General features: G+C 61.6%; 12 protein-coding genes. 6 read left to right on the top strand and 6 right to left on the bottom strand.

Annotation, left to right across the window (positions count from 1 at the left end):
• Positions 1–5 precede the first annotated feature (5 nt).
• Genes LIY45_RS19445 through LIY45_RS19435 form a run of 3 tightly spaced genes read left to right on the top strand, consistent with a single transcriptional unit; the run spans position 6 to position 2,390 of the window.
• The gene (locus LIY45_RS19445; protein WP_226477279.1) at positions 6–809 is read left to right on the top strand and encodes a protein-glutamate O-methyltransferase CheR; all 804 of its coding nucleotides are present in this window, start codon (positions 6–8) and stop codon (positions 807–809) included.
• Complete coding sequence (locus tag LIY45_RS19440) at positions 802–1,323, top strand: chemotaxis protein CheD (protein ID WP_226477278.1); 522 nt, start codon at positions 802–804, stop codon at positions 1,321–1,323. Before LIY45_RS19445 ends, LIY45_RS19440 begins: the two co-directional genes overlap by 8 nt.
• Positions 1,320–2,390, top strand: coding sequence for a chemotaxis response regulator protein-glutamate methylesterase (locus LIY45_RS19435; protein WP_017479026.1), 1,071 nt, complete (start codon positions 1,320–1,322; stop codon positions 2,388–2,390). Before LIY45_RS19440 ends, LIY45_RS19435 begins: the two co-directional genes overlap by 4 nt.
• A gap of 123 nt (positions 2,391–2,513) precedes the next feature.
• Here the strand turns inward: LIY45_RS19435 and LIY45_RS19430 are convergent, their stop codons facing one another.
• The gene (locus tag LIY45_RS19430) at positions 2,514–3,881 is read right to left on the bottom strand and encodes a VOC family protein (RefSeq protein WP_226477277.1); all 1,368 of its coding nucleotides are present in this window, start codon (positions 3,879–3,881) and stop codon (positions 2,514–2,516) included.
• Between the two features lie 195 nt (positions 3,882–4,076).
• On the opposite strand from LIY45_RS19430, the gene LIY45_RS19425 reads away from it, so the two are divergent.
• Positions 4,077–6,713: a glucosidase gene (locus tag LIY45_RS19425; protein ID WP_017479028.1), complete on the top strand. Its 2,637-nt coding sequence runs from the start codon at positions 4,077–4,079 to the stop codon at positions 6,711–6,713.
• Between the two features lie 69 nt (positions 6,714–6,782).
• Here the strand turns inward: LIY45_RS19425 and LIY45_RS19420 are convergent, their stop codons facing one another.
• Together LIY45_RS19420 and LIY45_RS19415 are read right to left on the bottom strand one after the other, a co-directional pair.
• A complete protein-coding gene (locus tag LIY45_RS19420) occupies positions 6,783–7,097 on the bottom strand; it encodes an SCP2 sterol-binding domain-containing protein (protein WP_017479029.1) in 315 nt (104 codons plus the stop codon).
• Between the two features lie 56 nt (positions 7,098–7,153).
• On the bottom strand, positions 7,154–7,864 hold the full coding sequence (locus tag LIY45_RS19415; protein ID WP_093198097.1) for a histidine phosphatase family protein: 711 nt from the start codon (positions 7,862–7,864) through the stop codon (positions 7,154–7,156).
• A gap of 193 nt (positions 7,865–8,057) precedes the next feature.
• Here LIY45_RS19415 and sohB point away from each other — a divergent pair, with 193 nt between their 5' ends.
• Complete coding sequence (gene sohB, locus LIY45_RS19410) at positions 8,058–9,083, top strand: protease SohB (RefSeq protein WP_017479031.1); 1,026 nt, start codon at positions 8,058–8,060, stop codon at positions 9,081–9,083.
• 72 nt (positions 9,084–9,155) lie between these two features.
• On the opposite strand, the gene LIY45_RS19405 is transcribed toward sohB, so the two are convergent.
• Positions 9,156–10,703: an MFS transporter gene (locus tag LIY45_RS19405; protein ID WP_226477276.1), complete on the bottom strand. Its 1,548-nt coding sequence runs from the start codon at positions 10,701–10,703 to the stop codon at positions 9,156–9,158.
• A gap of 150 nt (positions 10,704–10,853) precedes the next feature.
• On the opposite strand from LIY45_RS19405, the gene LIY45_RS19400 reads away from it, so the two are divergent.
• A complete protein-coding gene (locus tag LIY45_RS19400; RefSeq protein ID WP_226477275.1) occupies positions 10,854–11,744 on the top strand; it encodes a LysR substrate-binding domain-containing protein in 891 nt (296 codons plus the stop codon).
• Positions 11,745–11,855: 111 nt separating this feature from the next.
• On the opposite strand, the gene dhaL is transcribed toward LIY45_RS19400, so the two are convergent.
• Together dhaL and LIY45_RS19390 are read right to left on the bottom strand one after the other, a co-directional pair.
• On the bottom strand, positions 11,856–12,500 hold the full coding sequence (gene dhaL / locus LIY45_RS19395) for a dihydroxyacetone kinase subunit DhaL (protein WP_226477274.1): 645 nt from the start codon (positions 12,498–12,500) through the stop codon (positions 11,856–11,858).
• Between the two features lie 3 nt (positions 12,501–12,503).
• Positions 12,504–13,505 (bottom strand): dihydroxyacetone kinase subunit DhaK, encoded by a 1,002-nt coding sequence (locus tag LIY45_RS19390; RefSeq protein WP_226477273.1) that lies wholly within the window; start codon positions 13,503–13,505, stop codon positions 12,504–12,506.
• Positions 13,506–13,552 lie beyond the last annotated feature (47 nt).

Below are 13,552 nucleotides of genomic sequence, written 5' to 3'. Positions count from 1 at the left end.
ACCCTATGAACGTAATTCTTTCCGACGCTGAGTTTCTGCAGTTTCGCAGCCTGATTCATGAGATCGCCGGCATCAGCATGTCCGATGCCAAGAAGCAGTTGGTGAGTGGGCGCCTGTCCAAACGCTTGCAAATATTCAAGCTCAACACCTATGGCGCTTACTACAAGGTGCTGATGAAAGACCGCGCCGAGTTGCAGGTGGCGGTTGATTTGCTGACCACCAACGAAACCTACTTTTTTCGTGAACCCAAGCATTTCGACTTTCTGCGGGATGTGGCGCTTCCCGAACTGCGTGGCAGCGGACCGTTGCGTGTCTGGAGTGGGGCCTGTTCCACCGGCGAAGAACCCTACACCCTGGCCATGGTCCTGGCCGACAGCCTGGTGGGCCGGCCCTGGGAAATTGTCGCCTCGGACATCAGCAGCCGGGTGCTGGACAAAGCCCGGCAGGGGCGTTACCCACTGGACGGGATTCGCGGGATTCCCGAGGCGCTGCTCAAGAAGTACTGCCTCAAGGGCGTGGGTTCAAACCATGGTTGCTTCATGGTCGAGCCGGCACTGGCCTCGCGGATTGACTTCCAGTCGATCAATCTGAACAACCCACTACCGAAACTGGGCCTGTTTGATGTGATCTTCCTGCGCAACGTGATGATCTATTTTGACAACGACACCAAGGTGCAAGTGGTCAAACGCCTGTTGAGTCACCTCAAGCCTGGGGGTTACTTCATCGTCAGCCATTCGGAGAGTCTCAATGGCATTACCGATGAGTTGCGGCTGATCAAGCCTTCGATCTACCGGAGGCCCCATGCCTGAAGAACAGCTGTTCCGTGAGCGCTTCCTCAACCCCGGCGAATTGTTCTTCGGGGCCGGGTCCGGCCGATTGCGCACAGTGCTCGGATCCTGTGTCGCACTGGTGTTCTGGCACCCGCGACGGTTGTTGGGGGGCATGTGTCATTACCTGTTGCCCCAGCGCCCGCTGAAGGACCGGCGCGAACTGGACGGCCGTTATGGCAACGAGGCATTTGAACTCATGTTGCTACGGATCAAGGCCCTCAAGGCCCGGCCCGGGGAATTCCGCATTAGCGTGTTTGGTGGCGGGAATATGTTTCCTGGCCTGGCGCGTGCCGATAACCACTATGTCGGGCAGCGTAACGTCGAGCAGGCCAGGCAGTTGCTCGATGCCCATCATCTGCATTGCCACAACTTTCATGTGGAGGGCGTGGGATATCGAACGGTGGTGTTCGACCTGGCCACTGGAGACATTGAGCTTAAATACCTGGCCCTGGATCGGGCCTCTGGATGCTCTCGAGGAGCGCGCGCGATATGAGCCGTATCAAAGTGCTGATCATTGATGATTCCGCCGTGGTGCGCCAGGTACTGACCGCGACGCTTGGCCAGGACCCGGCGATCGAAGTCATTGGCGCGGCCGCAGACCCGGTGTTTGCCATGGACAAGATGAACAAGCAGTGGCCGGACGTGATCGTGCTGGACGTGGAAATGCCGCGGATGGATGGCATTACTTTCCTGAAAAAACTGATGGCCGAGCGACCCACGCCGGTGGTGATCTGTTCGACGTTGACCGAGAAAGGTGCGGCCACCACCATGCAGGCGCTGGCCGCCGGCGCGGTGAGCATTGTCACCAAGCCGCAACTCAACTTGCGCCAGTTTCTGACCGACAGCTCCGACGAATTGGCCGGTGCGGTCAAAGCGGCTGCCAAAGCCAATATGAAACGCATGGTGCCTGCGCCTGAACGGGTACCAGTCAGGTTGAATGCCGACGTGATTCTGCCTCCAGGCACCCAGGCCATGGCGCGTACCACTGAAAACATCGTCGCCATTGGTACCTCAACGGGGGGGACCCAGGCCCTGGAACTGGTACTGACTGCGCTACCCAGGGTTTGCCCAGGGATTGTGATCGTGCAGCACATGCCGGAGCACTTCACCGCAGCCTTTGCCGAGCGGCTCAACCGACTGTGTGAGATCGAGGTGCGAGAGGCGAAAAATGGCGACAGGGTCATGCCGGGCCGCGCCTTGATAGCACCCGGCGGCAGGCACATGCTGCTCAAGCGCAGTGGCGCCCAGTACCAGGTGGAAATTGTCGACGGGCCGCCGGTCAGCCGTCACCGGCCTTCCGTCGATGTGCTGTTTCGTTCCGCCGCCCGCAGTGCCGGGTGTAATGCCTTGGGGATCATCATGACGGGCATGGGGGATGACGGTGCCCGTGGCCTGAAGGAGATGCACGACAGCGGTGCGCGAACCATTGGCCAGGACGAAGAGTCTTGCGTGGTGTATGGCATGCCCAAGGAGGCGTTCAAGCTGGGGGCCGTGGAGCGTGAGCTTCCCCTGGAGCAGATTTCAGCAGCGATCCTGCAGGCGGCGTACCAACGCCGCTGAGATTTGTTCAGAATTGCCTGAAAGACAGCACCACCGCCGCTGCCTATCATGCCAATCGTTCGCCCGGCACTGGGGCTTTTAGACGGCGCATGGAATGCGCCGTGGCCGGGCGAACTCTCTCTTTCAAGCCAGCAGCGCGCGTTTGCATTCGTCAATCGAGCGCTGCTGGGTTTCTCCGTACAACTTCAGCTCATCAATCGTCTGGCGGCCCAGGGCCTTTTCAAACTCGGCCTGGTTGGAGTTGGCCGCGTAGTGACTTTGCGCCGCATCCCCCAGGTTCGACTGGAAAATACCCGCTGCACTCACAGGCAGAAAATCCTCGTACACCAACGGTTCCACGTCCACGTGGCCGGCGGCGATCAGTTCGTCCAGGGTTTTAACCTTCTCCTGGGCGGCCAAGCCTTTCTCGGTCACGAAGTAGCGGAAGTACGCCAGTTCCTGCTCGCGCATCTCGCGGTGATTGTCGGGAAACTCCTGAAAGTGCTGCTCCATCAATTCGGTGTAGCGCGCGGCATTGGCCTCATTCGGAAACGCGCCCAATTCATCCCGTGCAGCATTCAGCAGTTGGTCATACAGCGCGCGGCCCTTGGGGGTCAGCGCCACGCCGCGTTGTTCGATCTCACCGAAGCGCGCGCTGTGGCTGCCCTTGGCGTCGGTAAAGGCGATTGCCTCGTCGAGGGCCTTGAAGCTGGTCTGGCGCAACAGGATCGGGCACTGGCGGCGGGGCGGGCCTTCGATCACGGCCTTGGGGGTGATGCCTTTGCCGGGCATCGCGGCCTGTACCTGGTCGATGTCCAGGGTGCGCGGCGTCAGGTGGTTGATGTGCGGGCCCTTGAACGCCACCACGTCGGCGATCAGCCGGTGCTGGTCGCTCAGTTGCTGGTATTGCGCGGCGGTGACGGTGGCGGTGTGGTGCCAGCGGAAGGTTTCCAGGGCTTGCTGGATAAACGCTTCGGCGTGGGTAGCGTCGAGGCCGCCGTCGGCTTCTGCTTGTTGGATCAGCTCAAGGGCGCGTGGGGTGAAGATCGAGCGCTGGGCCAGGGCTGACTCGGCGAAGGCTCGCAGTTCAGGGTTTTCGATCAGTTCCAGGCGCAGCAGGGAGGTGAACACGCGGAACGGGCTGGTTTGCAGGGCGCTTTCATGTACGGCGCGAAAGGCCGTTGAATGGACGGGGACGCCGGCTGGTGTGAGGTCGTAATAGCCCACCGGCTGCATGCCCATCACCGCGAACAGGCGGCTGATGGTCGCCAATTCCTCAGCGGTGCCCAGGCGGATGGCGCCGTGGCGCTCCATGTCCAGGCGCTGGATTTCGCCGGTGCGCTGCAGTTGGTGAGCCAGCGCGGTGTCGGTTTCCAGTACCCGGGCATTGGTCTCGGCCACCAGTTCCATCAGCGCGCCGTACAGCGGCACTTCATCGCGGTACATGTCGGACATGGCTTTGGAGAAGCCTTTGCGAATGTCGTCAGGGCTGACATGGCGGGCGGTGGGCATAGAAAAATTCCTGGCGGCTGTTGAGGTGAACTACACGGTTGCCTGATTTTGTTGGGCCCGCCATGGCCTTGCAAACGAAGATTCCTCTGGACTTCATTCTGCAAATGAATGAGCTGGATGTTATTAGCTTCACGTGCATCTCACCGCCGATGGGCTCTACACTGGCCGTCACCTCTGAATGCGACGGAAGACTCGATGACGGCACAGCCTGCGACGAACATTCTGAACACGATTGAAGGCCAGCGCCTGGCCAAGGACGACGCCGAGCGCTGGCGTGACTGGGGCCCTTACCTGAGCGAGCGGCAATGGGGCACGGTGCGCGAAGACTACAGCGCCGACGGCGATGCCTGGCGCTACTTCCCCCACGAACACGCCCGCAGCCGCGCCTACCGCTGGGGCGAGGATGGCCTGGCGGGTTTCAGCGACAAGGCCCAGCGCTGGTGCCTGGGCCTGGCCCTGTGGAACGAGCACGACGCGATCATCAAGGAGCGCCTGTTCGGCCTGAACAACGCGGAGGGCAACCACGGCGAAGACGTCAAGGAACTGTACTTTTTCGTCGATGGCGTGCCGAGCCATGCCTACATGCGCATGCTCTACAAATACCCCCATGCGGCTTTTCCCTACGACGACCTGATCACCGAAAACGCCCGGCGTGGCCTGGGGGATGCCGAATACGAAATCCTCGATACCGGGGTTTTCGAAGACAACCGCTACTGCGACGTCACGGTGGAATACGCCAAGCATCAGCCCGATGACGTGTTCATGCGCATCACCGTCCACAACCGATCGGACCAGCCCACACGCTTGCAGGTGTTGCCGCACCTGTGGGCGCGTAACGACTGGAGCTGGACCCACGATGCCCCCAAGCCGGAACTGCGGCTGGAAGGCGATCAGGTGGTGGCCCGGCACCATGAACTGTTTGATCGCCACCTGAGTGCCTGGGGCCAGGACGGTGTGGAGTGGTTGTTCTGCGAGAACGAAACCAACTTCCCCAAGCTGGACGGGCAGCCTGGGCCGGGGCCGTTCAAGGACGGGATCAACGACTATGTGACCACGGGCCTGGAGTCGGCGATTCGCCGGGATTCGGGCACGAAAGTGGCCGCGCGTTTCATCCTGGAACTGGCGGGCCAGGAAAGCAAAATCCTGTACCTGCGCTTCGCCCCGGCGGAGGCGCCGTGGATCAACGCGCGCAAGCTGTTCGAAGAGCGTCGTCAGGAGACTGATGATTTCTACGCGGCGCTGCAGCAGGGCATCGCCGATGAAGACGCACGCAACGTGCAGCGCCAGGCTCTGGCGGGGTTGTTGTGGTCCAAGCAGCTGTATTACTTCGACGTGAATCAATGGCTCGACGGCGACCCGGCCCAGCCCGCGCCGCCGCCCGAGCGTTTGCATATCCGCAATACCCATTGGCGGCACCTGTCGAATTTCGACATTCTCTCGATGCCCGACACCTGGGAGTACCCGTGGTACGCCTCGTGGGACCAGGGTTTCCAGGCGGTGGCGTTTGCCCTGATGGATCCGGGGTACGCCAAGCAGCAACTCCTGTTGTTGGTGAAAGACCGCTTCATGCACCCCAACGGGCAGTTACCGGCGTACGAATGGCGTTTCGACGACGCCAACCCGCCGGTGCATGCCTGGGCCAGCTGGCGGGTGTATCAGCAGGACAAGGCGCTGAACGGCGTGGGCGACATGGATTTCCTCGAGCGGATCTTCCACAAGCTGCTGCTGAATTTCTCCTGGTGGGTTAACCGCAAGGACGCCGAGGGCCGCAACCTGTTCCAGGGCGGGTTTCTCGGGCTGGACAACATTGCGCTGTTCGATCGCTCGGCTGATTTGCCGCCGGGTTATCAGCTGGACCAAGCGGACGGCACGGCGTGGGTGGCGGCGTATGCGCTGGACCTGATGCGTATCGGCCTGGAACTGGCCAAGCGCAACGTGGTGTATGTGGATATCGCGGTGAAGTTCTTTGAGCACTTCCTGTATATCGCCGGGGCGATCAACCGCGTTGACGATGGCGCTGACGGCTTGTGGGATGAGCAGGATCAGTTTTTCTATGACGTGCTGCATCGTCCGGACGGTGAAAGTGAGCCGGTGCGACTGCGTTCTATTGTCGGTCTGATGCCGTTGTTTGCGGTGCTGGTGCTGGAGCAGCGCGAGCATGAAGGGCTGGAGGGTTTGCGCGAGCGGTTGCTGGGGTTTATGAAGCATCGGCCGGACCTGGCCAAGCTGGTGTCGCGCTGGAACGAGCCGGGGCAGGGAAATCGCCTGTTGCTGGCGCTGTTGCGGGGGGAGCGGACCAAGGATTTGCTGCGGCGCATGCTGGGTGAGTCTGAGTTTCTCTCGACGTTTGGTGTGCGGTCGCTGTCGAAAGCGTTTGCCGAAGAGCCGCTGGCGCTGAAGATGAATGGCAACACGCTGTGTGCCCGTTATGAGCCGGCAGAGTCGGATTCGCGGTTGTACGGTGGTAATTCCAACTGGCGTGGGCCGTTGTGGATGCCGGTCAACTACATGCTGATTGAGTCGTTGCGGGAGTTTCATCGGTACTACGCGGATAATTTCTCGGTGGAGTATCCGGCGGGGAGCGGGTATCTGGCTTCGCTGGAAGAGGTGGCGGATGGGCTCAGTCAGCGGTTGACGCGATTGTTTCTGAGGGATGAGAACGGTTCGAGGCCGTCAATGGTGGGGTATGCGCAGTTGGAGGCGGATCCGGGCAGTCGCGATCTGGTGTTGTTTCATGAGTACTTTCATGGCGAGACCGGGCGCGGGTTGGGGGCTTCGCATCAGACGGGGTGGAGTGCGTTGGTGGCGCTGTTGTTGCAGCCAAAAACCTGAAAACAGCACAATCAAATTGTGGGAGCGGGCTTGCTCGCTCCCACACGGGTCTGGCCAGGGTTGCCTTGATCAGGCCGGGAACAGCTCGCTCAATTTCATGGCCAGCATCATGTCGCCTTCAGTGCGCAGTTTGCCGCCCATGAATGCCTGCATGCCGTCGGTGGAACCGTCGACGATGCCTTTCATGGTTTCGCCGTCCATCACCAGGGTGACTTGGGCGTCTGGGTTTTCACCTTCCAGCAGTTCGCAGGTTTTGTTTTTCACGACCAGCGAGAAGTTCTGGGTGTCGTCGATGCGGAAACCGAACACCAGGTCCAGGCCGTCGGCAGCGGCTGGGTTGAATTTGGCTTTCATTGCTTCTACGGCTTTAGCTACGTCAGTCATGGTTTCGATCCTTTTATGGTGAGTCCAGTGACCTTGGGGTCACGGTTGGCCGCAATTCATCGGAAGGTGATGAGCTGCGGCGCCTTCAACAGTTGCAAATGGGTATGGCTGTTGAAGGAAGCCAGTGCCACCTCGCGACCACGGAATTTCAGCTGGTTGAGCGAGGTGTTAACAATTTGCCAGTTCAGTTCGAAGGCCTGTGCAGCAGGCATCCGGGTAATCAGGTGGAGCAGGGCCGTGATGGTGCCGCCGGAGGTGAACACGGCGATTTTGTCACTGTTATCGGCGGCTTCGAGCAGGCGTTGCAGGCCGCCCTGGACGCGCTCGACAAACCCCAGCCAGCTTTCCAGCCCCGGCGGGTCGTAGGTGCCGGCCAGCCAGCGTTCGACAATCAGGGAAAAGATGCGCTGGAACTCGCCGCGATTCTGCGCGGCGTTGCGCAATATGTGCAGGGCTTCGGGTTCGCTGTGCAGCAGGTCCGGGAGCAGGGCGCGAATGATCGCCTCGGCGTCGAACTCGTTGAACGCGCTGTCGATTTCCAGCGTGGGTACCGGCAGGCCGAGGGCGCTGTATTGTTCGAAGGCAGCGGTGGCGGTGTGCTGCTGCCGGCGCAGGTCACCCGACACGCAGCGGTCGAAGCTCAGGCCCAGTTCCGCCAGGTGGCGGCCCAGCACTTGCGCCTGTTGCACACCAATGGGCGACAGCACGTCGTAGTCGTCTGCACCGAAGGAGGCCTGGCCATGTCGAATCAGGTAAATGCTGCCCACGTCCGTTTTCCCGGTACGTTGAAAGTCTGGCGAGGTTATGAGGATGCCGGGAAGCTGTCAATGAAAAAACATACGCTTGTTTTAAAAGGTCGTTAGAGGCCCGCTGCTGGCGGTTTGATCACTGGCCCCCTGGCGGTGGCGTCGGTATGCTTGGGCAATCCGCGCCTGGCGCACTGCACTTGTAAGGAGTCACATGGATTTTCTGGCCGAGTACGCTACTTTCCTGGCTAAAACCGTCACCCTGGTCGTCGCCATCCTGGTGGTGCTGATCAGTTTTGCCGCGCTGCGCAGCAAGGGCCGCCGTAAAGCTGCCGGCCAGTTGCAGGTCAGCAAGCTCAATGATTTCTACAAAGGCCTGCGTGAGCGCCTGGAGCAGACCCTGCTCGACAAGGACCAGCTCAAGGCCCTGCGCAAGTCCGAAAGCAAGACCGAAAAGAAGAAAGGCAAGAAGAAACCCGAAGCCAAGCCTCGGGTGTTCGTGCTGGATTTCGACGGCGACATCAAGGCCTCGGCCACTGAAAGCCTGCGCCATGAGATCACCGCGCTGCTGAGCCTGGCCACGCCCAAGGACGAAGTGGTACTGCGCCTCGAAAGCGGCGGCGGCATGGTTCACAGCTACGGCCTGGCGTCGTCGCAACTGGCGCGTATCCGCGAGGCGGGCGTACCGTTGACCGTGTGCATCGACAAGGTCGCGGCCAGCGGCGGCTACATGATGGCGTGCATCGGCGAAAAGATCATCAGCGCACCGTTTGCCATCCTTGGCTCCATCGGCGTGGTGGCGCAATTGCCTAACGTCAACCGCCTGCTGAAGAAGCACGATATCGACTTCGAAGTGCTGACCGCCGGTGAATACAAACGCACCCTGACCGTGTTTGGCGAGAACACCGAGAAGGGCCGCGAGAAGTTCCAGGAAGACCTGGACATCACCCATCAACTGTTCAAGAACTTCGTGTCGCGCTACCGCCCGCAGCTGGCCATTGATGATGTGGCCACTGGCGAAGTCTGGCTGGGCGTCGCGGCGCTGGACAAGCAACTGGTAGACCAGCTGCAAACCAGCGACGAATACCTGGCGACCAAGGCCAAGACAGCCGAAGTGTTCCATCTGCACTATGCCGAGCGTAAAAGCCTGCAAGAGCGGGTGGGCCTGGCCGCCAGCGGTTCGGTAGACCGCGTTCTGCTGACCTGGTGGAGCCGCCTGACCCAGCAGCGTTTCTGGTAGTACCTTGTAGGAGCGAGCTTGCTCGCGAAAAACCTGAGAGCGCCGCGGGGAGTCAGGCTCCCCGCGTTATCGTTAACGTCCATCGCGAGCAAGCTCGCTCCTACAGTTGGGTATCGGTGCAGCGGGGATCGGATTCTTCATCAACATCCCCACCACCAAAGCCCCCAGCAACCCCAACAACCCTGCCACCCACAACACCACGCTGAACCCGCCGACAAACGCTTGCCGCGCCAGTGGCTGCACCATCACCCGTGCCGACTCAGGCAGCAGCGCCATGGCCGCCGGCATATCGCCTGCCACTACCCGTGAAGCAATTCCTGCCACCTGTTCCTGCCACTGGGAGCCGATGCTCGTGTGCAGCAACTGTTCGCTATGGCTGCTCAACAACGCCCCGTACACGCCGATGGCCAACATGATCGCGCTGAAGCGCATGGTGGTGCTCATGCCCGACGCCATCCCGGCGCGGTCCCGTGGCACGCAGGCCATGATGTTTTTCTGGGTGTCGCCATTGAGCAACCCGGCGCCGGCCCCCGTGACCGCTATGGCCAGGGCGAACGGCAGATAACCGCCGACATTCACCGCCCAGGCACTCAGCAGGTTGCCGCACCCCACCAACGCCAGCCCGGTCGCCATCATGGTTGCCGGGGCAAAACGGCTGGCCAGGCGTGCGCCAATTCGCGGGCAGATCAGCATGGTCAAGGCAAACGGCAACATGCCCAGCCCCGAGGCGATCGCGGAGAACCCCAGGCCGTTTTGCAGGTAGAACGGCAGCAGCGTCATCATCACCTGGGCGCACCCGGCATAGGCGAACATCCCCAGCAACGCGCCGATAAAGCGCGGGTGCTTGAACAACAGCAGGTCCACCATGGGCCGCTGTTGCAGGCGTTCGGCGAGTACAAACAAACCTAACAGCGCAGCACCACCCAGCAGCCGCGCGTAGGTCAGCGGGTTGTCCCAGCCGATGCGATTGGCTTCGATCAGGCCCCAGATCAAACACAGCAGGCTGGCGCTGAAGGTCAGGCTGCCCCAGGGGTCGAGCCGGGCGGACTGGGCGTCCCGAGACTCCGGAATCGCGCGCAGTACCAGTCCCATCAGCACCAGGCCGACCGGCAAATTCAGATAGAAAATCCAACGCCAGCCCAGGTACTGGGTGATCAAGCCGCCGAGGGTCGGCGCGGCAGTCATCGCCACGCCCATGCACGCCCCCCAGAAGGCCCAGGCCTTGGCGCGCTCCACTTCGTCATGGAATGTATGGCCGATGGAGGCCAGGGCCGAGGTCAGCAGCAGCGCCGCGCCGACACCTTTGACGGCGCGGGCGATATCCAGGAACAACGCATTCGGCGCCGCGCCGCAGCCAATGGATGCGAGGATGAAAATACCCAGGCCCCAGATCAGGGTCTTCTTGCGCCCAAAGCGGTCGGCAATGCTTCCGGCCGGCAATAACAGGGCGGCGAAGGCCAGCATGTAGGCGCTGACCACCCATTCGATATCGGCAAAGTTCGCCCCCAGGTCCCGGGCGATGCTCGGCAGGCTGACGGCAACGATATTGGTGTCGAGCACGATCAGTGAGCAGACCCCGGAGGCGGTCAGCAGCGTCAGGCGCGGGCTAATGCTACTCATGGTTGGATTACTTCTTGGGCAATCCTGAAACAGAATTTGACGTGCATCGCAAAGGCTCTCTAAGGTGGACCTGCTGCCAGCTTATCTACGACCTGGGGTGTGTTTATTAGGCGTGGTGGAGCACTTCATTACCTTTGAGCTAATCCTGTGATGGAAATACGTCATTTCCGCTACTTCCTGGCGGTTGCCCGGCAACGCAATTTCACGCGTGCTGCCGAGCAGTTGGGCATCGCTCCGCCGACCCTGAGCCGGCAGATCCAGGACATGGAAAACACCCTTGGTACGCGCTTGTTTATCCGCCAGCAGCGCGAAGTCAGCCTCACCGAAGCGGGGGCGGCGCTGTTGATCGAGGCAGAGGCCACGGTGCGTCAGTTCGAATTCGCCCAGCGCAATGCCCAGCGCGCCGGGCGCGGTGAGATTGGTCACATTGAACTGGGGTACGTTGCGTCGGCAGTCTATTCGGGTCTGTTGCAGCGCCAGGTGCAGGCGTTCTGCAAGGATTGCCCGGACGTGAGCCTCAACCTGCGCGAGAGTCCGATGGCGACGTTGCCGGGGCTGGTCGCGGAAGGGCGCTTCGATATTGGCTATATCCGCTCGCCGATGACATTGCCCGAGGGCGTTGAGGCAGTGCGCTTGATTAGCGAAGGGTTTGTGTTGGCGTTGCCCCAGGATTCCTGGCTGCTGGGATTAAAGGCAATCAGTTGTGAGCATCTGCAAAACGAGACCTTTATCTTGCCCGAACAGATCAGCGGCACGCTGCAGGTGGCTGCGCAGGGTGGTTATGCGCCGCGCTTGGGGCCGCAGCCGGGCGGGTTGGTGGCGGTGATTGCCCTGGTGTCACTGGGGCAGGGCGTGGCGGTGGTGCCGGCGTCGGTGGTGGGGCATGTGAGCTTGCCGAACGTGGTGTACCGCACGATTGAGGGCAGTGAGGCGTCGTCCTGGTTGTCGCTGATTCACCGGCGCTTTGAAAAGGCGCCGGCGGTGGCGCGGTACATCGAGCAGGTCAAACTGAGTGCGGCTGGCTTTGGTGATAAAAGTTAAGCCGGGTCGCGGCCATCGCAGGCAAGCCAGCGCCCACAGTTGACCGAGTTGTCCGGGCGTGCGCGGTCAGCTGTGGGCGCTGGCTTGCCTGCGATGAGGCCTGACCAGGCGCTACACCAACCGATGTTGAACCGAATCCGCCAATCGCGTCAGTATCAAGCAGCACGACACCGCTCCGGCATCCAGCACACCCAGCGAGCGCTCGCCCAGGCGGCTGGCGCGGCCGATTTTTGCCACCAGGTCCCTGGTGGAATCCCGCCCCTGTGACGCGGCACTTTTCATCGCGTCCAGCGCCTCACTGAACGACGCCCCCGCCCCATGGGCCTGTTCAAACGCTTCCACCGCCGGAATCAGCGTATCCATCAAACACTTGTCACCCACGCCGGCTTCGGTGATGTCTTGCAGCGACGTCAGCCCGCCCCGCAGCAAATGCGCAAAGGTCGCCGCGTCAATCTCTTCGCGGCCCCGCACCTCATCCGCCATGCCGATAAACAGGCTGCCATACAGCGGCCCCATGGAGCCGCCGATGCCTTCCATCAGGCTCAGGGTCAACTCATCCAGCGCTTCGGCCAGGGTCAACTGGCGGCCTTCAATGGTGCGCCCGCAATGGGCAAAGCCCTTGGCCATGTTGATGCCGTGGTCGCCATCGCCAATGGCGCCGTCGACTTCGCTCAGGTATTCGCGGTTGGCAACGATCACGCTCACCAGGTCGGCGACGATGGCGCTGCCGTCGTGGGTGGAGAAATGCTGGCTCATGGTTTAGTCCGCCTGGGTCATGCCGATGGAGCGGCAGGGTTGGTCGATCAGGGTTTTCAGCTCGGCGTCCAGGCCCAGCAAGGTCAGGGTCACGCCCATCATCTCCAGGGAGGTGAAGTAGTTGCCCACGTAGCAGCGGTGAATCTTCAAGCCCTTGGCCAGCAGTTGACGTTCAACCTCGGCGTAGAAAATGTACAGCTCCATCACCGGCGTCGCGCCCAGGCCCGAGACCAGCACCACCACGCTGTCATCCTGGCTGAAGTCGCGGTCGGCGAGGATCGGCGCCAGCATGCGGGCCGCCATGGCCTCGGCGGATTCGATGGCGATCACTTCAATGCCCGGTTCGCCGTGGTGGCCGATGCCTAATTCCATCTGCCCGTCGGGAATCTGGAAGTTCGGCTTGCCCACCGCCGCGATGGTGCAGGGCGTGAGGCCGATGCCGATGGAGCGGCAGTTGTCGACGGCCTTCTGGGCGACGCGAATCACCCCGTCCAGATCGTAATCCTGGGCAGCGGCAGCACCGCCGGCCTTCCACATGAAGATCTCGCCCGCCACCCCGCGACGCTTGGCGATGTCGGCCTTGGGCGCCGAGGCCACGTCATCGTTGGCGACCACGGTGCGAATCTGCATGTCCTTGCTGGCGGCCATTTTCATTGCCAGCTTCACGTTCATGTTGTCGCCGGCGTAGTTGCCGTACAGGCACGCCACGCCAGCGCCGTGGTCCGCGGCACGGAAGGCATCGAAGAAGCTTTTGGCGGTGGGCGAGGAGAAGATCTCGCCGACGGCCACGGCGTCCACCAGGCCTGGGCCGACATAGCCGAGGAAGGCGGGTTCATGGCCAGAACCGCCGCCGGTCACGATGCCCACACGGCCCTGTGGCGACGGCTTGGCCTTGCCGATCACCCGTGGATTGGCTTCGTATTGGCGCAGTTCGGGGTGCGCGACCAGAATACCCCGCAGCATGTCCTCGACCACCTGATCCGGATCGTTTATCACTCGATTCATAACGCGGTTTCCTGTGTTCTTATTCTTGGTGTGGGAGCCGGGCAAGC

Origin of the sequence: Pseudomonas sp. MWU16-30323 (assembly GCF_020515595.1) — a bacterium.
GTDB lineage: Bacteria > Pseudomonadota > Gammaproteobacteria > Pseudomonadales > Pseudomonadaceae > Aquipseudomonas > Aquipseudomonas yamanorum.
The sequence above is the reverse complement of the archived record's forward strand: the minus strand, read 5'-3'. Positions and strand labels throughout refer to the sequence as shown.

Excerpts from the sequence above, each read along its gene's own strand:
- LIY45_RS19440 (WP_226477278.1), top strand. The coding sequence starts at position 802 with ATGCCTGAAGAACAGCTGTTCCGTGAGCGCTTCCTCAACCCCGGCGAA.
- LIY45_RS19425 (WP_017479028.1), top strand. The coding sequence starts at position 4,077 with ATGACGGCACAGCCTGCGACGAACATTCTGAACACGATTGAAGGCCAG.
- LIY45_RS19400 (WP_226477275.1), top strand. The coding sequence starts at position 10,854 with ATGGAAATACGTCATTTCCGCTACTTCCTGGCGGTTGCCCGGCAACGC.
- LIY45_RS19420 (WP_017479029.1), bottom strand. The coding sequence starts at position 7,097 with ATGACTGACGTAGCTAAAGCCGTAGAAGCAATGAAAGCCAAATTCAAC.
- LIY45_RS19430 (WP_226477277.1), bottom strand. The coding sequence starts at position 3,881 with ATGCCCACCGCCCGCCATGTCAGCCCTGACGACATTCGCAAAGGCTTC.
- sohB (WP_017479031.1), top strand. The coding sequence starts at position 8,058 with ATGGATTTTCTGGCCGAGTACGCTACTTTCCTGGCTAAAACCGTCACC.
- dhaL (WP_226477274.1), bottom strand. The coding sequence starts at position 12,500 with ATGAGCCAGCATTTCTCCACCCACGACGGCAGCGCCATCGTCGCCGAC.
- LIY45_RS19435 (WP_017479026.1), top strand. The coding sequence starts at position 1,320 with ATGAGCCGTATCAAAGTGCTGATCATTGATGATTCCGCCGTGGTGCGC.
- LIY45_RS19445 (WP_226477279.1), top strand. The coding sequence starts at position 6 with ATGAACGTAATTCTTTCCGACGCTGAGTTTCTGCAGTTTCGCAGCCTG.
- LIY45_RS19405 (WP_226477276.1), bottom strand. The coding sequence starts at position 10,703 with ATGAGTAGCATTAGCCCGCGCCTGACGCTGCTGACCGCCTCCGGGGTC.
- LIY45_RS19390 (WP_226477273.1), bottom strand. The coding sequence starts at position 13,505 with ATGAATCGAGTGATAAACGATCCGGATCAGGTGGTCGAGGACATGCTG.